This is a genomic window from Rhodohalobacter barkolensis (assembly GCF_002834295.1).
GTDB lineage: Bacteria > Bacteroidota > Rhodothermia > Balneolales > Balneolaceae > Rhodohalobacter > Rhodohalobacter barkolensis.
Map to the genome: position 1 here is coordinate 1,513,819 of NZ_PISP01000001.1, position 22,856 is coordinate 1,536,674.

Sequence of the window (22,856 nt, forward strand, 5' to 3'; positions counted from 1 at the left end):
ATGCTTGTTTTATTTGATTGATTCAAGCTTCTATACTGAAAGACTGTTCTTTTAGAAAAGAATCAGTGCTTTAACTACAGAATATGTGTTCGTAGATATTAATTAAAAGCTGAAACTATTCTTCGATAATTTCAATCTTGTTGATAACATCGCCCTGTCGAATATCATCGATTACGTCCAGACCTTCTACTACTTTCCCAAAAACGGTATGTTTACGATCAAGGTGAGCTGTATTCTTTCTACTGTGACAGATAAAAAATTGAGAACCTCCTGTGTCACGACCGGCATGAGCCATGGATAAAACTCCACGATCGTGATATTGATTCTCCCCATCCAGTTCACAATCTATGGTGTATCCGGGTCCGCCGGTTCCATCTCCTTTCGGACATCCCCCCTGAATCACAAAATCCGGGATTACACGATGGAAAGTCAGTCCATCATAAAATCCATCCTTCGACAGGTTAACAAAGTTTTCAACGGTTCCGGGAGCATCTTTCTCAAAAAACTCCACGTTCATGTCGCCTTTTTCAGTTCTGATAATTGCTTTTGGCATCGGTTATCTTTTTCCTTTAAAATCTTTTCGGTTTACTTATTAAAGAGATAAAAGATAATGAATTATCAGGAATTGAGAGTATGGGATTTGAAGCTACCCAAAACTCTTACAAGCTTACTCAATTCAGGACTTCAATAAATGATGTGTTCGACATTTCTGCGGAAAGCTTATCCACAACAGCAGAACGGGAGAGTTCTGCATGAATAAAAAGATGCGGAATTCCATCTTTTTCCTTCACTTCAGATTTAATATTTGCATCCGATAAGTCCAGTTCCTGAATCACATTCCTGAGATTCATAATAAACTCCGGAGTGCCGAATGGATTGGTTCCCTCTTCCTCTTCAAGTTCCCGACGCACTTTTTCGGCGTACCGATCAATTTCAAAACGAAGATTGGAAATAGCTATTCTCTCTGCTTGTTGGCGGGCGCGATCTTCATTATCTGCTACGGAATGTGAGTAGCCTGAAAAGCTCAGGGAGTCTGAATTTGATTCTACATTGGAATCAAACCATTCAGGAGCAAACTGTTCCTCCGGTTCTTCTGTGCTCTCCGGGGATTCTTCATTGTTACTTACTGTCTCTGTTGATGCGCAATGGGTGAATAAAATAGCTGAGATAACGAGTACGAAAAAATATTTCATCGGGTCTAGTTAATTTGAAAGTAGCCGATAGCTCCTTCTTCTGTCAAAATTTTAAGGGTTAAAGATCGGTTTCTTTTTATAGAATCGGTAATGATTTGTTCCACTACTTGAAGATCGTTAACAGTCTCACTGTTAAGTTCAACAATTTCAAAACCTTCTCTCAATCCTCTGTTCCAAGCTTCTGAGCCCGGAACTACACGATGGATATAGATATTAAAAAGCTCGGGATCTTCCGGTGTTGAAAGTGCACGCAGTGTAAATCCAAGTGACTCAAACCTTTGTTGTTCAATTCCTCTTTCACGTCCTCCTTCGGGTATTTCGTCCCACTCATCTAATTCCGGTTCAGCTTCATTTTCTAAAACAAAGGAGTTTTGAGCTAGCTCCTGCTGAGGCAATTCTTCCAGAGTTACAGAACGTTCAAGTATTTCGTTATCTCTCCAAATTGTGAGTGTTACCATTTCATTTGGACGAAACATGGCAACTTTTTCCTGCAACTGATTCGACTCGGCCACGCTTTCACCATTTACACGGAGTACAATATCATTTCTCTGAATTCCTGCTCTTTCAGCAGCTCCATCACTATTTACGTTCATAATCATCACACCGGTTATATCTTCGAGTCCGGCACGTCGGGCAATCCGATCGTCGACTGATTGTATGGTAACTCCAAGAATTCCTCTTTTCACTTCACCAAACTCAATCAAATCGCGCGACACCTTCAGAGCAAGATTGCTTGGGACTGCAAATCCATACCCCTGATAACTTCCGCTTTGAGTTGCAATTGCAGTATTGATTCCAATTAGTTCGCCACTGGTATTTACCAGTGCTCCGCCGCTGTTTCCTCTGTTGATAGCGGCATCAGTCTGTATAAAACTTTCAATACGGCGGGCATCATTTATAATTTGAACATCACGGCTTAATGCGCTCACTATTCCGGCCGTTACGGTTGACCGCAGCCGGAAAGGATTCCCAACAGCAAGAACCCACTCGCCTACTTCAAGATGATCAGAATTGCCGATCACTACGGTGGGTAAATTGTTCTCATCAACTTTTATTACTGCTAAATCGGTACTTGGATCACGTCCCACTACCCGTGCATCAAGCGTTCTTTTATCTTCAAGTGTAACCGTAATTTCATCTCTCACGGCACCTTCAATAACATGGTTATTGGTGAGTATATATCCATCTGAAGAGATGAGTACACCGGATCCCACTGTTCTAACCCTTGGCGGTATAAATCTCTCCCAAAATCGGTTGTCCTCCTCTTCTTCTGTTTCTGGTTGGCGATCCCTGGTTGCAATAAGAGTTTCGATGTATACAACTGTAGGGGTCACGGATTTGGCAACGGATCTGAACAAAAAACGATCATCAATTTTTTCCAGATCTTCTGAACTCCAGAAGGGTTCGTCACTTCTGTTGATATCGGTCACCCGCACCTCAGCAAGATCCAGTGAGATTGCTCCATCCCGGAAAAACATCAGGATCATTCCAAGCATTACCCCGATGAGTATTAAAAGTATACCGGTAAGATATTTATCACGGGTTTTCATAAAATTAGTCAGCCAAAAGCTGCTCAAAAATTGCATCTGATTTACGAGGCTTTACCCCCTCTATATGGTAACGAAAATACTTGTCCAAATAATCTATCAGAGATTTTAATTCATTCGTTGATAAATCTATATCAAAAATGGACGATTTCATAGACTTTAGTGACTCTCGTACAAAATGAAATTGCTTTGGGGTTAATTTCACAGCTTCACTTTCGACAGGTTGAGACGATAGTGTTCCTGATTCAATATTGATGTAACCCATATTCACTGAATCATGTTCCTCAATTACATTTTGAATTCCTATTCCCAATAGCTGAGCCAATCGGATCTGAATGTATGGAAACATAATCCTGGATACTTCATCCTGTTTATTGATCCAGGGCAACATCACAGAAAGAAACTGAAATAGAGGCTCATTTACTTCATTATCATGGAGCAGCTGTGAGGTTAATTCAAGTGTAATGGTTGCCAGTGCCATTTTTTGCAGGTCCAGCCGGATGTTATCCAATTTCTTCAAATAAGAAACATCAGAGAGTGTTTGCACCTGTCGAGTCTGCTTCATGTAATAGACCACTTCAAGCATCTGGCCCGGCACCAAAAATGCTGAAAATTTGCTTTTGGGCTTTCTTGCTCCCTTTGCAATGACAGCAATTTTGCCATGCTTATGTGTGAAAAGCGTTGCTATGATACTCGACTCCTGATACTCAACCGTTCGTAGAACTATGGCTTCGGTTTTTGTTATCATAGCGTTTGATATTTTATAGGTTCAATCGCAGTTATCTCTTGAACAGATTGAGCTTGATCAGGACATCAGTGTATCCAGTCTTTATCCTCAAGGAACTGAACCATTGCGGGCAGAAATGTAAGAGCAGACAATAGAGTCATACCGATTCCTACCACAGCCATAATTCCGATCGACTGCAAGCCGGGATGATTTGTAAAGAGCAGTCCGGCAAAACCCATCATTGTTGTGAATGAACCAATTGTAATGTGCTGGCCTGTACTGGAAAGAACATCCCACATACTTTTTTGTCCTTCATCGCGATACCGATGAGCGAGATGAACCCCATTATCACACCCGATTCCCAAAACAGCGGGGAGCACTACAAGGTTGTAGAAGTTAAATTTAAGTCCAAATAAAAGCATAATTCCAAACAGCCAGAGGAGGCCTATTATTAGTGGAATTAGAGCAATTAATGCCCATCTTAAATTCTTAAAACTGAACCAGATAAAGAGGAACACAATCAAAAACGTAGCCGAAACCATGTACGGACTCTCTGTTCTCATCAAGTCGAGCATGGTGGCTGCAACAATTGAAGTACTGGCCGAATGGTAAGTTTTACCACTGGCAAGCTCTACTTCTCCCACTTCATCCTTGAAGGCGATCGATTTCAACCCGTCCGAAAGCCCACTCTCCGGATAGATAATTACAAATCGTCCAATTTCTCCTTCCTGAGTCATGAAACGATTTTTTAGAAAATCCGGGATAATATCCTCATCCAACGGCTCCCTGGTTTGCGACCCACGCCGCAACAGATCAAGATTTTCGTCCTGTTGATCTCTAATGAAACTGTTTTGCAAAAGTTGACGAACTTCAGCTATATGTTCCAGTTTCTCATTCGCCATCTCATCATTGGGGGGGAATCGTTCCTGAAGTGCTTCTACATCGCGGATAAGCGTTTCCGGATTTTGATCACTTCTTGTTCTCAGCGAATCAAGAACTTCAAATACATCATCGTTTGTATCTGCAATAATATATGCCGGATTTCTTCGCCCGTTTTCATCCACTCCTGATGTAAATTCTCTGAATTGTTCATATTCTTCAAACGTCGGTTCCAGATTTCCGAACTGATATTCAAATCTCAAGTTTCCTGAAAAAATCAGGACGATAAGAGATAAAATCAAACCAACCGACACGATTGAACGGGCGTATGGATATCGGTGAATGCCTTTAGAGCGTACATAATCGTCCCCTACTCGATTGGTCAAAATCCAGTTCCACTTTTCAAAAATGACAAGCAAAGCTGGCAGAACAAACAACATGGCAACCAACGCAAACAAGATCCCCATGCCGGCGATAAAGCCAAATTCAGAGAATCCCCTGAAATCAGCAAACATCAGAACAAAAAGTGCAGCGGCTGTCGTCAATGCACTTACGATAATTGCAGCCCCGGTTTTATCATATGCTAATAGCACACTGTTTTCAACCGAACGCCCCATGGATCTATACTCAATGTAACGGGCGTAATAGTGGATTCCGTAGTCGATACCCAACCCAAAAAGTATCACAAACAGAACGGAAGTCATGGTATTCAGTACCTCAATTTGGAGATAGGTGATACCAAATGTCCACATTAAACTAAATAATAACGGAATTCCGATGACAAGAACCGGTACCGGCATTCGAATAAAATGAGACCAAAAACTGTGTTTTCTTCCAATTTTCGATCCTTTCCGGTAGTGAATGTATTTTTTAATGAAGAAGTAGAGCATCACAAGCAGAATCACACTGCTGATTCCCAGTGAGAAACTGTTAAAAACATCATTCATGATAGACTCAAACTCGTCCAGATGTCGCTTTAAACGTCCGCCAAATTTGATTTCCATTTCTGGGTGGTAAGATGCGGTATCAACCTCATCAAGCATGTCCTGATAAACCTCAAACATATCTTCAAGATACCGTATATCGCTCTGCGGACCTGTGGGATAAAGGGTTAACATCACAACTGTGCTGTCAGAGTTTGTTGCGTACTCAGGTGGAATCAGATCGTCGTAACTTTCCCGAAATTTTCCAATGTCAGTCTCTTCTCCTTCTTCTTCATCTTCAAAATCGTCCGAGAAGTCGACAAAAAACGGGTTGGCTTCTTCTCTGGCAGTCTCAATTTCATCCTGCAAATAATCTTTGATCTGTATCAGTTCCTGGACTGTGGCAAGGTAGAGTGCATTATCCTGGAGCACCTCCGTTTCTCTTCGAAGTTCAGCGCGGCTGAAAAAATTATCTTCATATCTGGGATAGTAAAGGTCCAGACTTTTTTCAGCCAGAAACTCAGCCATGTCAACATTTGCATCAAAGTCAGGAGATTTGATAGCAACCTGCATTTCTGTCTCTCCGCCGGCAGTCTCTTTTAGTTTCTCAAGAGCTTGAACGTTCTCATTAGAGGGGGGCAAAAGATTGGCAATATCTGTGTCCACCGTTAATTTAGATGCGAAGAAACCCGCAGCAATAGAAAGTAACAAAGCTACAGCAATAACGGTATATGGGCGGCGGTTACTTAGCTGAACTACCGGAATAAAAAATCGAATAAATTTAGACATCAGATCTGTTTGCAGTCAGAAAATTCTTAAAAGACGGAAATTACATAAAATTTAATACAATTGAGCACTTTAGATCATATTAGAGAGTTCATCAATACATGAAATCTTACAATCCGGATCAACTCAATCAGGCAATCATCTTGCATGAATAGTACTTTGATAAAGGTTCAACTACTCCATTTATTTATTATTGCTAAACCATTGATATTCCCATTCAATTCATTTCAAAACGCACTTGATCACAAAAAAATAGCCGAAGCAGTATTATTACCGCTCCGGCTATATGTGTTCTCCCCTCTTGATCGAAGTGGATTGTTATGTTTTAGCTTGTTTGAAATATTTCGTTCCATCAACTCATCAATTATAGAATGCTGCTGTGACAACATACTGTCAGTACGGGGTAAATTATTCTTACTCTTTTTCTGCCTATAGTCTTAATATGCTTACAGACCAAATCACTCTGATATACAGAACGTTACAGTATTCTCGTCTGTTGAAGAGATGAAAACTTAAATCAAACAGAGAATAAATATGAAATATCGATTTTTAGGAAGATCCGGTTTAAAAGTTTCAGCACTTTCATTTGGATCGTGGGTAACATTTGGGGATCAAATTGATGAGGATATTGCCTATAACTGCATGAAGGAGGCATATGATGCGGGTGTAAACTTTTTTGACAACGCAGAAGCTTACTCTGAAGGTCAGTCTGAAAAGATGATGGGAAATATCATCAAAAAAGCAGGCTGGAAACGGTCGGATCTAGTTCTCTCTACAAAAATATTCTGGGGAGGCGAAGGACCAAATAACTCCGGGCTCTCTTATAAGCATATTATTGAGGGAACAAACGCAGCCCTAAAGCGAATGCAAACAGACTACGTTGATTTGATATTTTGCCACCGTCCGGACAAATTCACCCCAATTGAAGAGACTGTCTGGGCTATGAATCAGGTTATTCAGCAAGGTAAAGCCTTTTATTGGGGAACCAGTGAGTGGTCGGCCGAGCAAATCCGTGAAGCTTATCATATAGCAAAAGCCAATAATCTTCGTCCTCCTTTGATGGATCAGCCTCAGTACAACATGTTCCATCGAGAGCGTGTGGAAAAGGAGTATGCACGGTTGTATGACGAGATCGGGCTGGGAACTACCATTTGGAGTCCCTTGGCAAGTGGCTTGCTCACCGGGAAATACAACGATGGTGTACCGGATGACAGCCGCCTATCCCTGGACAAATACAAATGGCTCCGAGAAAATCTACTCGAAACAGAGACCGGTAAAAAGAAGCTGGAAAAAGTAGGTAAGCTGGCTAACGTTGCTGAGGATGCAGGACTTTCCATGCCGGAAATGGCGCTCGCATGGTGCCTGAAAAATGAACATGTGAGTACAGTTATTACCGGTGCATCCAAACCAGAGCAGGTTAAACAAAACATGAAAACCATCGATAAGATGGACAATTTAACTGATGATGTAATGGATGCTATAGAGGATATCCTGGATAACAAACCTGAAGAAGAGAATGATTTCAGGCCATAATTCTAAACATTTCTAAGTAGAACTACGTACCTTCTAAAAGGCGCAGATTTAACAATCTGTGCCTTTTCTTTTGATGATCAGTGTCGTAACTTTATTTGTAAATACAATAAGATCAATTCTGTATGACAGAAAAAGAGTCAAAACGGGGAATGAAGGTAATTGGAGTAACTCTGATCATCTTTGCTATTCTTGTTGCTCCACACGAAGGCGAATTTTGGCCATTTAGTATCTACCCTATGTTTTCGCAGGCAGGAAATCCCTGGACACGAGCCATGATTCTTGACGTCACAGATTACAGCGAAGAAGAAATTTGGCAGCAGCGTACAAATGAAGATTTTATAGGGGATCCGGTTGCTGTCAGACAATATGGAGTGGATGAAATTGATTTCTCTAACTACGTTTCTAAAACTGAAAACTGGACCGACCGCCGACGGGAAGCCATTCGTAGAATGTTTGGTCTTCATACTTTTGAAGAAAACAGATGGCTGGTGGTGAAAGCCAACGGATACCTCGCTGGTGAAGACTCCGTAGCAGTAGATATCATCCCCTGGATCCTACTGACAAGTGAAGGCACTGAGCTCAACCCCAATATCGACAATTCCGAATATATGTCGGGAGGTGAGCGATGACATGGTATGAAAAAATTGGGCATCAACTTTTTGAACCGAAAAGAGATCAAACCCCCGGCGAACTTATCTTTTTTAAGGTTTTTGAACTCTTTGTTCTCTTCTACACTATCAAATACGCTTGGGAGTGGGGAATCTACACACAACTTCGAAATACAGAGGTTGTATTACCACTCGGGGTTGCCAACTATATCGACATCTCCCTGATGTTTGAATGGAATCTGGCTCTGATCAACGCAGCTGTTATCACGCTTCTTGCCGTTATTGCATTCGCTCGTATGGGTGCGAGGTGGTTCTACATGGTGGTGATCGTACTGCTTCATATTCAATACGTGGCCCGTTTTTCTCAGGGTGAAATTCCACACAGTATGAACCTGATTGGCATGTCTGTATTCGCCTTTGCTATCGGAGCCATCTGGTTTCCGGGCAAGAAAAATATGCCCCGGTTTGTTATCGGTGCCATCGTCTTTTTTATCGGACTGGGATACACATCAGCTTTTTTCGCAAAAATGATCGGAACCGGAATCAACTGGTATGATGGCCGACATCTCTGGCTTTGGATCAGTGAAAAAAGTATTGATGTTTACTCTACTATTGGATATTACGAGCCTAACTTCCTTCAGGAACTGGCGCTGTCCTATCTGCCCGTTGCTTCTGTTATTCTGTTAATTGGCTGGTTAACCGAACTGATCGGATTTACCATGTGGTGGAAAAAGCTACGTCCATTCACCGTCACTTTGTTGATTGGAATGCATATTGGAATTACAATGACCATGAACATCCGGTTTGATGCGTTTGTGATGCAATTAATCCTGATCGGCTTTCCCTGGTATCTGTTGTTTGACAAATTTGTTCAACATACACCGAAGTGGATCGAAAGAACGGTCTGAGTTAGAAGTAACCGTAAACGATCAGCTCTTAAAAAAGAGGCGACAAGAAAGCAGCGCCGAAAAGAAGCTCGAGGTTAGGGCGATCACAAATATGGATGTAAGAGTAAAACCGCTGTCGAGCATCCAACCCATCAGAAACGGGCTCAAAGCTGTGCTGAATACCATAATAGAGGCAAATAGACTTTGAACGGTTCCGATCATTTTGGTTCCATAGAGTTCGGCCCACAGAGATGATTTAAATGTACTGCTCAATCCCAGCGTAACTCCAACCAAACCCATATAGATAAATGCTGTCCAGGTACCGCTGAAAAAGATGGCGACCGTGAGCCCCAGCATCATCGGTATTAGAAAAAACGGGAAAAGAGTTTGAGCAGAAAAACGATCGATCATCGGTCCGGATAACAAACCTGAAACAATTCTGCTAATGGCAAACGCCACAAATGCAGACGCCACTATGGCTGCGGTCCATCCCATATCTCCGGCTGCCGATACCTGATAAAGAAAGAGTCCGGTTACCCAGAACGGCGGGATCAGAATGGCCGGAATGGTGTAAAAGGTTCGATTGTCGGAGAAAATTTTGGAGTAGTTCTCGCGGGTGGTTCCCACGTCCTCTTCACTCTTCTCTACGGTTGTACTCTCATTTTTAATGAGTGACCAGAGAACCGGGATGAAAAATAGTGCGATGAGTCCGGCTACAAATCCCCACACCGTTCGCCAATGCATATAAACCATCATGAAGGCAATCAAAGAAGGCAAAATAGCTTCACCTATCGGATAACCAAGAGCTGAAATGCTGAGTGCTTTTCCACGGTCACGATCATAAATACGTGCCATAGTTGCCTGTGCGGTATGACCGCTGAGCCCCTGTCCGGTGAGTCGTAAAAAGATTAGTGCTACAAATAGCATGGCCACGTGCCATGCGATCGACATCAGAATGGCTGCTACTAAAAGACCGGAAGCTACATACATGCTGTAATTTCGCAGGGGTATTCGATCAATCCACTGTCCCAGATAAGGTAATGCCATTGCACCCGTAAGAGTGGCAAGGGAGTAAAGTGTTCCAAAAGACGCATTGCTCAAATCAAATGCTGTCAGAAAATAGGGTACGAAAAGTGAGAGCAGAAATGTCTGCCCAAAACTTGAAAAAAATGTGAGCGAAATTGCAAATGTAAGAAGTCGTCTCTCTTTCCGGACGAATGTCAGGTAAGTCATTAGGGATTGTCTGTTTCTATGATCTTTTTTCAGATCGATGTCGATATGATTTTTAATTAGCCTTGAAAATACGGGTTTTCAAGATGAAGCTACAGGTTTTGTTGATAGAAATAATTGATAATGGTGAAAGGGTGAGTGAGATGTGAAAAGTAAAAAAGCAAACGTGAAACATTGATCATGAACTTCAAATGACCAAACGCCCGATTTCATTTAAAATCCCACAATTTGTACCCCGTCGTATAGACTGAACTGAGACGTAAAACACAGCGGAGCTGCAAGTTGTCGTCACAAGTGCGGAGTATCCAAACGAGGTTATTGTGATTTGAACTGCGAATGACGAATCACGAACACCGATTTTCGTATTGAGACCTGCCGTTTGAAACTTGAATTGAATCCATCAGCCTGCAATTGCAGCATGCAGATGGGACACACCCCTCAATCCCCTCTGGAGAGAGGAAGAACTCCCACTCCCGGTTAAACCAAAACTTTGATTCATCTTAGATTTATCTACCTGCTCCGATGGGGCAGCATATGATTAGCCCGGGGTGAAACCCCGGGTATAAAGTCACCCTAAATTCCCCGCCGAACAGAGAGAGTGATTTGAAACATTGGACAGAGAAGAGGCGGACCATTCAGGGATTAGGTTTGACTAAATCTATTCAATAAAAAGATTATGAAATCTTTGTGCATCGGAGCTGCAAGTTATCGTCGCCGATGCAGAGCACCGGGACGAGGAATAAAAGCTTTGCGCCGCATTTTGTAACACACCCCTCAATCCCCTCCGCCGGTAGTCGGACAAGTTCTCGAGAGGGGAAGGTCTCCCGATATATTTGGGCTTAATTTCCCTATCCCAACCTCTACTTCACAGCAAATAGATTAAAAGCATTTTTTGTGGTTACTTCGGCAATTTCCTGAAGCGTTCGTCCGTGTAACTCGGCCAGATTCTCTGCGATCAGTTTGATGTATGACGGTTCATTTCTTTTTCCACGGTGAGGCGCCGGAGTTAAATATGGGGCATCCGTTTCGAGAATCATTTTATCGAGCGGCAGTTTAGAGACCGTTTTGTTCACACCTGCATTTTTGAACGTGGATACTCCACCGATGCCCAAATGAAGTCCCAGATCAATGGCTCGTTTTCCCTCCTCTTCGGTGCCTGTGAAGCAGTGCCAAACGCCGGTCAAATTACCATCCTGCTCCTCTTTAATTATATCAAGCAGATCTTTGGTACTCTCCCGGTTGTGAAGCACAATAGGCTTTCCGGTTGCTTTGGCCATATTGCAGTGCATTCGTAAGCTGGTTTTCTGTTGATCTACAAAGTCCGTACTCCAGTAGTAGTCGAGGCCGGTCTCTCCAACTCCCACTACATCTTCCCGTTCACAAAGATCGGCAAGTTTTTGTTCATCAAACGGCCAAACGTCCTCCACGCTGCAGGGATGGATTCCTGCCATTTTATAAAAAGTAATTTCCGGATGATGCAGATCATCCATCTTTTCAAATGACTTCCAGTCAATTGCAGGAAGGAAAATGTGGGTAATTCCTGCTTCTACCGATCGTCGGTATACTTCATCAATATCTTCTTCAAACTGTTCGAGGTATAGGTGGCAATGAGTGTCTGTGAGTGTCAAAATTTCTGTAATTATTCTAATTCAAAAAGGTGATAAAGCTTCTGCTTTATATTTTCTTTTAGCTCATTATCCAATTCACCAAGTTTTCGCTTAATCAGTGATTATGGAATCGTTACAAGTTTGTGAAGTCTTAGAACGGAATCAACATGGAGGCCTGTCTTTTCCCATGATGTACTCCCCTGCTCAATCAAAACATCGCTTGGTTCTAATTTATCTGGAATAACGCTGGATATAAATGCAATCACCACGTGCTCAAATTTCCCAACCGATGAAGTCAGGCATAGAGCCGGCCTTACTTTCAAGTCAGAAAAATCATCGAAGGGAAATGGGACCAAAACAATTGAGTATTTAATCTTCGAACAGCTCACCATCACTTAGTGTGTAGATGTTCTGTTTATCATCCTTTAAAAAATCAAAAGAGGGGCTTTTAACGGTACTAGCAAACCAACCTGCTTCACTTAAAACACTTTCTTCAGATTCGTCGACCAATATTAAAACACGAACATTTTTATTTTCATAACCTGTTTCCTGTTCGATTTTAATCCGACCATTTTCATCCGTTTTACTATGTAATTCTATTGCTTTCATGGAATTGATATCTTTAATTCATTACAATACAATCTAATAACTAATCACGAAAGTATTCATTGTTCAATTACAACTTACCAAAATTTGATTGTACTGCTTTTTACTTTTTCCAAAAATGATTCAATCACCGGGTAGCGAACATATACATCGGTATAGCCGGCATCGTTCATCACTTTTAGCAATATTTCCTTATGAACATCGGCAACTTTTCCTGTAAAAATGATCTTCTCACCCCCCTTCAAATCCAGCATTGAGAGTTGCTGTTCAATAAACTCTTTAAATGCCTCTTTTATTAAAAGATTAAGCTCTTCGGGCAGAGACTCTTTCAGTACTTCTCCGGCCAGGGATGCCAGTTCCCTGTTCGGCTTCTCAGCCTGATAAATACGCGCCACCATATCCCCGTAATTATCAGGTGATAATGTCTGACTCAGAAAATTGTCAGTTTCATTCGAAAATTGTTTTCTAAAATATCCCCGTAAAATTCTTCGGCCCAGGTCGGCTGCGCTCCCTTCATCTCCAATGGCAAATCCCAAAGCTGCAGATTTGTGAACCGGTTTACCTGATTCAACTTTTGCACAAATTGATCCGGTTCCAAGAACTGCAACCACTCCGTCGCCTTCACCGAAAAAAGCCCGGGCTGAGCCTTCCAGATCACTCTTCACTTCAATTTCATTTGCAGTGGGAAAGACCTTTCTCAGAAGTGCATGAATCTTTTCATCTGACGCCTGATTTCCAAGTCCGGTTCCATAAAAGTAGATACGGTTTGGCTGAACATTCGGCAGTTCCGATTTCAATTCATTTGCATCTGTAACTGGATCCAAAAAAGCCGGGTGTAGCCCTCCGGTACTGAAAAAATTATGGATCTCACCCTCTACATAGAGCCAATCCGTTTTTGTTGCTCCGCTATCTGCAATTAATATTTTCTGCATTGTGCGTTTAGCTATTTCAATCTACTTCTTTTGTATAAAGTCGATTACATCCAAAGCGGGCTTGGGATTCCCCATAATGTAGTAGTGAATTCCCGGTGCACCCTTTTCCATCAGCTCCAGAGACTGCTTTTGAGCCCACTCTACACCGATCTCTTCAACCCGATCCGGGTTTGCATCCACCTCCTTAGTCAGCTCATCCGGCAGGTTGAGATGAAAGTGACGAGGCAATGTTTTCAGATGATTGATTGTCCGCAGGATTTTCAAACCGGGTATAATCGGCACTTCTATCCCGTTGGCCCTGCATTTCTCAACAAAATTGAAATAGACACTGTTATCAAAAAACATCTGTGTTACAATATAGTGGGCACCGGCATCCACTTTCTCTTTGAGTCGTTGCACATCCCAATCTATGTTCGGTGCTTCAAAATGTTTTTCCGGATATCCCGCCACACCAATGCAAAAATCGGTCTGTTGCGCATTTACAATGTCTTCCAGGTACTCACCACGATTCATATCCTGAATCTGACGCACCAAATCTATGGCGTACTTGTTTGCAGTACCATTCGTATGCATGGGCACTTGTGAACCTGTATTATCGCCACGCACTGCCAGCACATTATGAATGCCAAGATAGTTAAGTTCAATCAGGGCATCTTCACTCTCCTCTTTTGTAAATCCTTCACATATCAGGTGCGGTACCGGGTCTATATCGTATCGATGAAGAATGGCTGCACACAAACCAATTGTTCCGGGCCTTTTTCTTCGAATAATGCGTTTCAGGGTCCCATCAGAAAGTTCTTCTACGTATGCCTCTGCAGCGTGATATGTTACATCGATGAAAGGAGGTTTTACTTTTTCAACAATTCTATCCAGAGAATCAAATATACTATTTACCCCTCCCCCTCTTCTGGGTGGAATAATTTCGAACGATATGAGCGGTTCAGTTGCTTTTTTGTAATGTTCTATAACTTTCATGAAATAATTTAGATCAAACCAGTTGCCATAATTACAATACTCAAACTTACGAAATCAATACATGCTTTTAAGCTTTAAAATGCAGATTTTTCAGCTTCGCAAGCTCAGCAGTTAATAAAGAAAAAACTCTATGTCACGTTCCGCTCATCCGCTCTTTTCCATTCTTAAAAACCGTATTCTCATTTTAGATGGGGCTATGGGAACCATGATTCAGGGATATAAACTCTCTGAAGAGGACTTTCGGGGAAGTAAATTTAAGAATGTTGATAATGAACTTAAGGGTAATAATGATCTCTTGAGCGTAACTCAGCCTGATATCATTCGGGATATTCACTCTCAATTTTTGGATGCCGGTGCCGACATCCTCGAAACGAATACGTTTAATGCGAACCCGATCTCACAGGAGGATTACCAGCTTCAGGATTTTTCGTATGAGATCAATTTGGCATCTGCAAAGGTTGCCCGAGAAGCCGCGGATGCATTCACACAAAAAAATCCCGACAAACCTCGTTTTGTAGCAGGAGCGGTAGGACCAACCAATAAAACCCTCTCCCTCTCCCCTGATGTGGAAAATCCCGGTTACCGTGCCATCACGTTCGATGCACTTGCTGATGCCTATGAAGAACAAATTCGCGGACTGATTGACGGCGGTGTGGATACAATCCTTATCGAAACGGTTTTTGATACACTTAACTGCAAGGCGGCTATCTACGCCGCTCATCGCCACATGCGTAAAATTGGAAGGCGACTTCCGATCATGATTTCAGGTACCATAGTGGATCAAAGCGGCCGAACTCTCTCCGGACAAACCACTGAGGCGTTCTGGACATCCGTTCAACATGCCAATCCACTATTGAGTATCGGGCTGAACTGCGCACTCGGCTCCAGCCAGATGAGGCCCTACATTCAGGAGCTGTCAAAACATGCGAGCTGTTTCACAAGTCTATATCCCAATGCCGGCCTTCCAAACGAGATGGGTGAATATGACGAGTCGCCCGGCTACATGGCACAACAGTTAAAAAATTATGCTGAAGAAGGATTGGTTAACATGGTGGGCGGTTGTTGCGGTACAACCCCCGATCATATTCGGGCCATCGCTGAAGAAGCTGCAAATCATAAACCGAGAAAAAAATCTAAACCCAAGCCCTATTTGCGACTTAGCGGTTTGGAACCGCTGGTGGTTAGACCGGATACCAATTTTGTAAATATCGGTGAGCGTACCAACGTCACAGGGTCAGCCAAGTTCAAGCGTCTCATCAAAAATGAAGAGTATGATGAAGCCCTGGCCGTTGCGCGAGATCAGGTTGAAGGCGGTGCGCAGATCATTGATGTAAACATGGATGAAGGTCTGCTCGACTCTGAACAAGTAATGACCGATTTTGTTAATCTGATGGCAGCAGAGCCCGACATTGCCCGGATTCCGTTTATGATCGACAGTTCAAAATGGAGTGTACTGAAAGCCGGACTTAAAACCACACAGGGAAAAAGTGTGGTAAACTCTATCAGCCTTAAAGAGGGCGAGGAGTCATTTAAAGAACAAGCCAAAGAAATTCTGGATTTCGGAGCCGCCGTGGTTGTCATGGCGTTTGATGAAGAGGGTCAAGCCGATTCGCTGGAGCGCCGTAAAGAGATCTGCAAACGTGCTTATGATATTCTGGTGGATGAAGTTGGTTTTGCTCCTCAGGACATCATACTCGATCCGAATATTTTAACTGTTGGTACGGGAATTGAGGAACACAACAACTATGCCGTCGATTTTATTGAAACTGTCAGATGGGTCAAACAGAATCTTCCGAAAGCGCAAACCAGTGGTGGGTTGAGCAATATCTCCTTCTCTTTTCGTGGAAATAACAGGGTTCGCGAAGCAATGCACTCTTCATTTCTCTATCACGCCATTCAAGCCGGACTCGACATGGCAATTGTCAATCCCACTCAGCTGGAAGTGTATGAAGAGATTGAGCCTGAGTTAAAAGAATTAGTTGAAGACGTACTGCTGAATCGCAGAAATGATGCAACCGAACGACTGATTGAATACGCCGACAGAATTAAAGATGAAGACGAGGAAACTGCTGAAGTTAAAAAGGATGAGTGGCGTAATGGCACCGTTGAAGAACGTATTCAACATGCGCTGGTGAAAGGAATTGTTGACTATATTGAAGCGGATGTTGAGGAAGCTCGTCAGCAATATGAACACCCCATCGAAGTCATTGAAGGCCCCATGATGGATGGTATGAATATCGTAGGTGATCTCTTTGGCGCCGGCAAGATGTTTTTGCCTCAGGTTGTAAAAAGCGCTCGGGTAATGAAGAAAGGAGTAGCCATATTAATTCCTTTTATCGAAGCAGAAAAAGAGAATTCACCCGATAGTAAACCAAAGGCCAAGGTGCTTTTGGCTACTGTAAAAGGTGATGTTCACGATATTGGGAAAAATATTGTGTCTGTTGTTTTAAGCTGCAACAATTACGATGTGATTGATCTTGGTGTAATGAATCCTGCCGACAAAATTCTGGCTGCAGCAAAAGAACACAAGGTAGATGTAATTGGCCTCAGCGGCTTGATTACCCCGTCACTCGACGAGATGGTACATGTTGCCAAAGAGATGAAGAAAGGTGGTTACATAACTCCACTGCTGATCGGCGGCGCCACCACTTCAAGAATGCATACAGCTGTAAAAATCGCTCCCAATTACGATGAACCCGTCATTCACGTTTTAGACGCTTCCCGTAGCGTAACTGTTGTAAACCGATTGGTATCAACTACATTGAAAGAAGGCTTTTTGAATGAGATCAAAAATGAATATGAAGATTTAAGAAAGCAGTATAGCAGCCGGAATAAAAGGAAAACGTATCTACCGATTGAAGAGGCAAGAGAAAACAGAACAAACGTCGATTGGAAGAAAGCCGATGTTACACCGCCTGTAAATCCAGGGATTACTGCATTCAAAAACTTTCCATTAGATAAACTCAGACGCTTCATCGACTGGGGACCATTTTTTATTGCATGGGAGATGAAAGGAAAATTTCCGGACATTTTACAGGATGAGCATGCCGGAGCACAAGCACGAAAACTGTTTGATGAAGCCAATCACCTGCTCGACAAAATTATTGACGAAAACCTATTTACAGCACACGGTGTAGTTGGACTTTTCCCCGCCAATTCTGTCGGTGATGATATTGAACTCTACAAAAACCAACAGCGAGATGATGTAATTGCTACGTTTCACACGCTTCGTCAGCAATCTAAAAAACGATCCGGTCAACCTAATAAAGCTTTGTCTGATTTTGTAGCACCTAAGGATTCTGGAAAAGCCGACTATTTAGGTGCATTTGCGGTCACTACCGGACACGGAGTTCGTGAGCTGGTCAAAAAATTCCAGGCCGATCATGATGATTATAATGCCATTTTAACCAAGGCATTAGCTGACCGCCTGGCTGAGGCGTTTGCGGAATTTCTGCATCAGGAGGTACGAAAAACGCTGTGGGGCTACGCACCGGCTGAAGACTTTGACAACGATGAACTGATCCGTGAAAAATACCGAGGAATTCGTCCGGCTCCCGGTTATCCGGCACAACCTGATCATACCGAGAAACGCACCATGTTTGATCTTCTGGCTGTTGAGGAGATTACCGGAATTTCATTAACCGAGCATCTGGCCATGTCGCCTGCATCGTCTGTAAGCGGACTCTATTTTGCCCATCCGGAGGCCAAATATTTCAATCTTGGAAATATTCAGCGCGATCAGGTAGAAGATTATGCCAAGCGGAAAGGTATGAGTGTGGAAGAGATCGAGCGATGGCTCGGGCCAAACCTGGCTTATGATAATTGAGCCAAGTTCCTCCACGACCATTAACTTAATATTGAGTGCAAATTAATCTAATCAGCTACAGTGTAGCTTGCTTTCTGGCTGTTGGCGAATTTAACCAATGACAACATGATCGGTACTTCGATTAGTACGCCAACCACCGTAACCAGAGCGGCACCGGATTGAATACCAAAAAGCATAATCGCCACAGCAACCGCCAGTTCGAAAAAGTTACTGGCACCAATCATGGAGCCGGGTGCGCAGGTTTGATAGTTTAATTTAAGCCATTTACCGCCGTACCATGCCACAAAGAAAATGAAATAGGTTTGAATGATAAGCGGAACGGCGATGAGTAAAATCACAACCGGCTCGTCTAAAATCCGATCTCCCTGATAAGCAAAAAGCAGAATTAACGTTAGCAAAAGAGCACTAATGGAAACCGGTTTAAATTTGGGCAAAAACTGATTGGTGTACCATTCCATTCCTTTCTTTCTCACCAGTATTTTGTGTGTGAGATAACCCGCAACCAATGGAATCACTACAAACGCTACAATGGATGTCACTAGGGTGTTGTATGGAATCGCGATATCTGTAATACCCAATAAAAATGCTACAATGGGAATAAAGAGGATCAGGATCAAGATATCGTTTACGGATACTTGTACCAGAGTGTAGGTTGGATCGCCATCAGATAGATACGACCACACAAAAACCATAGCCGTACAGGGGGCAGCTCCCAGTAAGATTGCTCCGGCTATATATTCCTGAGCCATGGATGGGTCAATCCACGCACCGTATATATGGTAAAAGAAAATCCAAGCAAAGAAGGCCATTGTAAACGGCTTAATCGCCCAGTTTATAATCACTGTCCAAACAACCCCTTTAGGAGCTTTACCAATATCTTTCAATGAGGCAAAATCTATCTGCAGCATCATCGGGTAGATCATCGCCCATATTAAAATAGCGATGGGAATATTTACATTATAGAGGTTGAAGTTGCTAAGTACCTCAATGGAATCACCCGAAACATATCCAAGGCCAATTCCAACAGCAATACAGAGTAAAACCCAGACGGTAAGGTATTTTTCAAAAAAGTCGATCGATTTATTCTCTTCAGTCACTATTCTTCTTTATAATTTCGATTAGATGATATTTTTTCAAAATCAGTTATAGCTCAGCCACATTTTTTCAAGCAATAACGTCCTTTTTCTGTTTTGATATGAGTGTTTGTAAAACATGATGCTCAGAAATCCATGGAATCGCATACAGTTTTTTTGCATGACTTTTATCGATTTCATCCAATAGAGGCACCTCTGCTGCTGCTCGCTGTTTGAGTAGTGGATCAGAAATATTTGTTGCAGACATACTCTGATTAGCTACCCACGCATAGGGCTCAATTCCTGACCTTCTCAAATCATCCTGAAGTTTTGCTGCTTCGGTAATTGGTGTGGTTTCCGGAAGGGATACGATAATCAGTTTTGCGTAATCGGAATCCTGCAAGAACATATACGGTGTTTTGAACTTATCCGCATCCATAGCAGTATTTCGCAGTACTTCGCGATGGTAGCTCCCGGTAGTATCGAGCAAGAGCAGAGTGTGTCCGGTCGGGGCTGTATCCACAACCACAAATTTCCGTTTCGCCTGGTGAATTGCTTTTGAAAACGCCTGAAATACGGCAACCTCTTCGGTACAGGGCGACTCCAAATCCTCCTTCAGCAGTTTCAGCTCCTCTTCCGTTTTGTTATTCCCTTTCTGCTTGAGAACTTTTTCGATGTATGCTTTTTTCTCGGAGTGAGGATCAATCCGATTAACCTCCAGATTTTCCGGCAACTTCATATCTCCAAGATGGTCCATCAAGTGGGCCGCCGGATCGGTTGTTGTGAGATGAACCGGATAACCTTTCTGAGCGAGCCGAAGCGCAATGGCTGCAGCAACGGTTGTTTTACCGACACCGCCTTTCCCCATGGTCATTACCAGTCCGTGATCCTTATCGTCGATGATATCCTCTACCATATCCTCAAGTCCAGGGAAGTCACTCTCATAATCTTCCGTCAAAATAGATCCGCTGTTATTTTTAATTTCGTCTTTATCGAGCGGCTCAAACACTTTTCGAAGCTTTTCAATCCCCAGCAGGTTGTAAGGTCGAAGCGGAAATGTAATTTGCTTCATCTCTTTAAGGCGATCCGGCATGTTCTCCAAAGTGTGATCTGCCATCTCCTTCATTTTCTGTGCAAATAGATCCGATACATCTACAGGTTCAAAATAGCCGTTAATCAACAGCAATTGATTTGCGAGCCCCATCTCCTTCAACTCCAGTCCTGATCGATCAGCTTCCCGAAGAGCGGATCCATCGGGCCGAGTGACCAGATATATAGTAGTCGCATCTTTGTCCTTCAAACGATCCACTACTTTCTGGTATCTCGCCTGACTGGTTTTCAGTGCCGATGATGGACCGATACAAGAGGCTCCATCAGGATTGGATTCAATAAATTCACTCCAGGCAGCCGGCAGTTCCAAAAGGCGCAATGTGTGTCCGGTTGGTGCCGTGTCAAAGACAATAACATCATACGGCTGATTTTCACCGTCTCCTGCAACGTATCGTGCAAATTCATCAAAAGCGGCGATTTCTGTCGTACAAGCTCCTGAAAGCTCTTCCCGTATCTTGTTAATCTCCTCTTCCGGCAGAATCCCCTCCATCGGTGATGTGACCCGCTTTCGATACTCCTCAGCCGAAAGCTCCGGGTCGATGTTTACCGCATGAAGATTCTCAACTCCATCAATGGGAGTGATCTTCTCGGTAACATTGGTTTCCAGCACTTCTTTCAAATTTGAGGCGGGATCCGTGCTGATCAGCAATACCGACTTTCCTTCATCGGCCAGTTTAACTGCTGTAGCGCTAGCAAGCGATGTTTTACCAACGCCCCCTTTTCCAGTAAAAAATATATAGGGTGTAATTTCAGGTAACATCTTGATGACTCTTTTTAAGTTTATAAAATCGTTGAATTTCCCCTCCTTTTTAAGGGGTGGTTTTTATTTTTATATACTGTCAGCACGCTTAAAACGGTTAAAGGGATAAGTTCTTCTTCCGAATTGGTTCGAGAGCAAATCCACGTTACTAAACACACCCCTGCCCGTTTCGCTAAATGCTCAACCGTCTGTCCCCTCTCGAGAGGGGATAATTTAATCAACCTGACAGCACCAACCGGATCTGTCAGCGTTGAGTTTATGCTTCAGTTACAAACCGAAACTGTCAGAATTTTCATTACGTGTTCAAAAATGAGCACTTTGTTACAGACACTCACAAGTCTGGATTTCATAGCATCCGTCAGACCGCTCCAAGCGGTCAGACGGGTATTAACAGCATCCGCTTCCGGGTGCACATCCATTAGACGGCACGCCAAGCAACTCGTTCGCCGTTTCAACAATTTCTGACAGCGGTACCTGACGCACATTCAAACCGGACTGCATCGCCTTGGCCATATCATCCTGAGAAATTCCTTCCTCTTTTCCCTTGGCAAACATCTCCCGTAAAATCGAATCACTTCCCGATGCTACGGCTGAACCGATTGCTACCAGAATATCTACCTTTTCGTTGTAGAGTGGTTTTACTATTTGATCCAGAGGCTCTTCTGAAACTGCTGAATCTTCCTTGGAACCGTTCAATTCGGCCCACTCCATCAAAGTGGATCGATCCGGATAACCGCCCTCTGATACCATTTCACCATTTACCAGGATAATTGGAAGTACGTCAGACCCCTCCTTTTGTAGCCGTGTTAATACCGGCACACACATCTTGAACTCCTCCGGTTCTTGTCCCAAATTATACCGCTTCAACTCAATACCTTGTGACTTTAGCCATTTCACATCATTTGCAAAATCTGCCAATTCATCATCCACGTCCGGTCCGCATACACCGGTGCTGCAGCACATGGCAGGGTCATAAACTTCAATTATTGTCTTAGTCTCGGTTTGATTACTCATTTGCTTCATTTTGTTCTTGTTGGTCATAATTTCTAAATTCATCGTAAACTTACGATTAATGATTTGCAGTTCCAATCATAATTTCAAAATCGATCTATTTTCTAGGCTCCCCATACTTCTTCGCCAGCGCAATTTGACCGGCATGATAAGCAGTATGCGTCGTAATTCTGCCAAGTGCTTCAGCTCGGGTCACTGTTCCAAATTCCGCCGTGGTAACCTCACCATCCCACTCTTCTATCTTCTGAATGGCTGAACCCAGTTCCTCTTCTGCTCTTTCAATAAGTTCCAGCAAAGGTTCCAGTTCCTTAAACTGTCCGCGGTCTTTGGCGATGGAACCAATGGTTTGTGCTTTTACATTTAAATCTTGCTCAAAAACATTTTTTGCGAATAGAAGCTCCACTTCCACAATATGACGCAGCAGCCAACCCACACTGTTAGATTCACTTTGAACCCTTTTTAGCAGATCTTCTTCCGAAATCTTGTCCAGCTGATTTGTCAAACGGGTTCGCCCCATTTTCCACATGTCGTAATAGTTTTGATCGGTCATCTTCAACTCCATTTTTGAATTCTTTCTGATCTCTCGTCAGCACAGATAATGTGAGCAGACAAGAATCTTTCAGCAAAACTTGTGTGTCGCTCC

General features: G+C 43.0%; 19 protein-coding genes. 4 read left to right on the forward strand and 15 right to left on the reverse strand.

The genetic code is table 11. The features are described 5' to 3' along the window. Positions 1–115 precede the first annotated feature (115 nt). The 5 genes from CWD77_RS06360 to CWD77_RS06380 form a co-directional block, all read right to left on the reverse strand. Positions 116–553, reverse strand: coding sequence for a peptidylprolyl isomerase (locus CWD77_RS06360; RefSeq protein WP_101072499.1), 438 nt, complete (start codon positions 551–553; stop codon positions 116–118). Between the two features lie 118 nt (positions 554–671). After that, positions 672–1,193, reverse strand: coding sequence for a hypothetical protein (locus tag CWD77_RS06365; protein WP_101072501.1), 522 nt, complete (start codon positions 1,191–1,193; stop codon positions 672–674). 5 nt (positions 1,194–1,198) lie between these two features. Further along, the gene (locus CWD77_RS06370) at positions 1,199–2,770 is read right to left on the reverse strand and encodes a trypsin-like peptidase domain-containing protein (protein WP_240596683.1); all 1,572 of its coding nucleotides are present in this window, start codon (positions 2,768–2,770) and stop codon (positions 1,199–1,201) included. After that, positions 2,748–3,488 (reverse strand): DNA repair protein RecO, encoded by a 741-nt coding sequence (gene recO, locus CWD77_RS06375; protein WP_101072505.1) that lies wholly within the window; start codon positions 3,486–3,488, stop codon positions 2,748–2,750. Before recO ends, CWD77_RS06370 begins: the two co-directional genes overlap by 23 nt. A 65-nt stretch (positions 3,489–3,553) precedes the next feature. Continuing rightward, complete coding sequence (locus tag CWD77_RS06380; protein ID WP_101072507.1) at positions 3,554–6,058, reverse strand: efflux RND transporter permease subunit; 2,505 nt, start codon at positions 6,056–6,058, stop codon at positions 3,554–3,556. A gap of 531 nt (positions 6,059–6,589) precedes the next feature. Between CWD77_RS06380 and CWD77_RS06385 the strand changes: the two genes are divergently transcribed. The 3 genes from CWD77_RS06385 to CWD77_RS06395 all read left to right on the forward strand — a co-directional run bounded on the left by CWD77_RS06385 (position 6,590) and on the right by CWD77_RS06395 (position 9,104). Then, positions 6,590–7,588, forward strand: a complete 999-nt coding sequence (locus tag CWD77_RS06385; protein WP_101072509.1) for a potassium channel beta subunit family protein — start codon at positions 6,590–6,592, stop codon at positions 7,586–7,588. Positions 7,589–7,710: 122 nt separating this feature from the next. Then, positions 7,711–8,217 carry a hypothetical protein gene (locus CWD77_RS06390; protein ID WP_101072511.1) on the forward strand — a complete coding sequence of 169 codons (507 nt, stop codon included), beginning with the start codon at positions 7,711–7,713 and terminating at the stop codon, positions 8,215–8,217. Beyond that, a complete protein-coding gene (locus CWD77_RS06395; RefSeq protein ID WP_101072513.1) occupies positions 8,214–9,104 on the forward strand; it encodes a hypothetical protein in 891 nt (296 codons plus the stop codon). Before CWD77_RS06390 ends, CWD77_RS06395 begins: the two co-directional genes overlap by 4 nt. 21 nt (positions 9,105–9,125) lie before the next feature. Here CWD77_RS06395 and CWD77_RS06400 read toward each other — a convergent pair whose 3' ends face one another. The 6 genes from CWD77_RS06400 to CWD77_RS06425 form a co-directional block, all read right to left on the reverse strand. Then, complete coding sequence (locus CWD77_RS06400; protein WP_101072515.1) at positions 9,126–10,316, reverse strand: MFS transporter; 1,191 nt, start codon at positions 10,314–10,316, stop codon at positions 9,126–9,128. 857 nt (positions 10,317–11,173) lie between these two features. Beyond that, positions 11,174–11,941, reverse strand: a complete 768-nt coding sequence (locus CWD77_RS06405) for a TatD family hydrolase (protein ID WP_101072517.1) — start codon at positions 11,939–11,941, stop codon at positions 11,174–11,176. Between the two features lie 101 nt (positions 11,942–12,042). Further along, positions 12,043–12,312, reverse strand: coding sequence for a type II toxin-antitoxin system PemK/MazF family toxin (locus CWD77_RS15760; RefSeq protein WP_420821207.1), 270 nt, complete (start codon positions 12,310–12,312; stop codon positions 12,043–12,045). Further along, positions 12,290–12,529, reverse strand: coding sequence for a hypothetical protein (locus CWD77_RS06415; protein ID WP_101072519.1), 240 nt, complete (start codon positions 12,527–12,529; stop codon positions 12,290–12,292). Before CWD77_RS06415 ends, CWD77_RS15760 begins: the two co-directional genes overlap by 23 nt. A gap of 74 nt (positions 12,530–12,603) precedes the next feature. Next, positions 12,604–13,458, reverse strand: coding sequence for a hypothetical protein (locus CWD77_RS06420; RefSeq protein WP_101072521.1), 855 nt, complete (start codon positions 13,456–13,458; stop codon positions 12,604–12,606). A 21-nt stretch (positions 13,459–13,479) separates the two neighbouring features. After that, positions 13,480–14,433 (reverse strand): methylenetetrahydrofolate reductase, encoded by a 954-nt coding sequence (locus CWD77_RS06425; RefSeq protein WP_101072523.1) that lies wholly within the window; start codon positions 14,431–14,433, stop codon positions 13,480–13,482. 130 nt (positions 14,434–14,563) lie between these two features. Between CWD77_RS06425 and metH the strand changes: the two genes are divergently transcribed. Further along, positions 14,564–18,259 (forward strand): methionine synthase, encoded by a 3,696-nt coding sequence (gene metH, locus CWD77_RS06430; protein WP_101072525.1) that lies wholly within the window; start codon positions 14,564–14,566, stop codon positions 18,257–18,259. Positions 18,260–18,306: 47 nt separating this feature from the next. Here the strand turns inward: metH and arsB are convergent, their stop codons facing one another. From arsB to CWD77_RS06450, 4 genes are all read right to left on the reverse strand, one after another. Further along, positions 18,307–19,356: an ACR3 family arsenite efflux transporter gene (arsB, locus tag CWD77_RS06435; RefSeq protein ID WP_101072527.1), complete on the reverse strand. Its 1,050-nt coding sequence runs from the start codon at positions 19,354–19,356 to the stop codon at positions 18,307–18,309. A 67-nt stretch (positions 19,357–19,423) separates the two neighbouring features. Next, a complete protein-coding gene (arsA, locus tag CWD77_RS06440; protein WP_101072529.1) occupies positions 19,424–21,202 on the reverse strand; it encodes an arsenical pump-driving ATPase in 1,779 nt (592 codons plus the stop codon). Positions 21,203–21,589: 387 nt separating this feature from the next. Then, entirely contained in the window at positions 21,590–22,216 is a 627-nt protein-coding gene (gene arsD / locus CWD77_RS06445) for an arsenite efflux transporter metallochaperone ArsD (protein WP_101072964.1), read from the reverse strand. Positions 22,217–22,310: 94 nt separating this feature from the next. Continuing rightward, positions 22,311–22,775: a DinB family protein gene (locus tag CWD77_RS06450; protein ID WP_206017957.1), complete on the reverse strand. Its 465-nt coding sequence runs from the start codon at positions 22,773–22,775 to the stop codon at positions 22,311–22,313. Positions 22,776–22,856 lie beyond the last annotated feature (81 nt).

Bases quoted from the DNA above. Each gene is read 5' to 3' on its own strand.
- CWD77_RS06360 (WP_101072499.1), bottom strand. From the start codon at position 553: ATGCCAAAAGCAATTATCAGAACTGAAAAAGGCGACATGAACGTGGAG.
- CWD77_RS06365 (WP_101072501.1), bottom strand. From the start codon at position 1,193: ATGAAATATTTTTTCGTACTCGTTATCTCAGCTATTTTATTCACCCAT.
- recO (WP_101072505.1), bottom strand. From the start codon at position 3,488: ATGATAACAAAAACCGAAGCCATAGTTCTACGAACGGTTGAGTATCAG.
- CWD77_RS06380 (WP_101072507.1), bottom strand. From the start codon at position 6,058: ATGTCTAAATTTATTCGATTTTTTATTCCGGTAGTTCAGCTAAGTAAC.
- CWD77_RS06385 (WP_101072509.1), top strand. From the start codon at position 6,590: ATGAAATATCGATTTTTAGGAAGATCCGGTTTAAAAGTTTCAGCACTT.
- CWD77_RS06390 (WP_101072511.1), top strand. From the start codon at position 7,711: ATGACAGAAAAAGAGTCAAAACGGGGAATGAAGGTAATTGGAGTAACT.
- CWD77_RS06395 (WP_101072513.1), top strand. From the start codon at position 8,214: ATGACATGGTATGAAAAAATTGGGCATCAACTTTTTGAACCGAAAAGA.
- CWD77_RS06400 (WP_101072515.1), bottom strand. From the start codon at position 10,316: ATGACTTACCTGACATTCGTCCGGAAAGAGAGACGACTTCTTACATTT.
- CWD77_RS15760 (WP_420821207.1), bottom strand. From the start codon at position 12,312: ATGGTGAGCTGTTCGAAGATTAAATACTCAATTGTTTTGGTCCCATTT.
- CWD77_RS06415 (WP_101072519.1), bottom strand. From the start codon at position 12,529: ATGAAAGCAATAGAATTACATAGTAAAACGGATGAAAATGGTCGGATT.
- CWD77_RS06420 (WP_101072521.1), bottom strand. From the start codon at position 13,458: ATGCAGAAAATATTAATTGCAGATAGCGGAGCAACAAAAACGGATTGG.
- CWD77_RS06425 (WP_101072523.1), bottom strand. From the start codon at position 14,433: ATGAAAGTTATAGAACATTACAAAAAAGCAACTGAACCGCTCATATCG.
- metH (WP_101072525.1), top strand. From the start codon at position 14,564: ATGTCACGTTCCGCTCATCCGCTCTTTTCCATTCTTAAAAACCGTATT.
- arsA (WP_101072529.1), bottom strand. From the start codon at position 21,202: ATGTTACCTGAAATTACACCCTATATATTTTTTACTGGAAAAGGGGGC.
- arsD (WP_101072964.1), bottom strand. From the start codon at position 22,216: ATGAGTAATCAAACCGAGACTAAGACAATAATTGAAGTTTATGACCCT.
- CWD77_RS06450 (WP_206017957.1), bottom strand. From the start codon at position 22,775: ATGGAGTTGAAGATGACCGATCAAAACTATTACGACATGTGGAAAATG.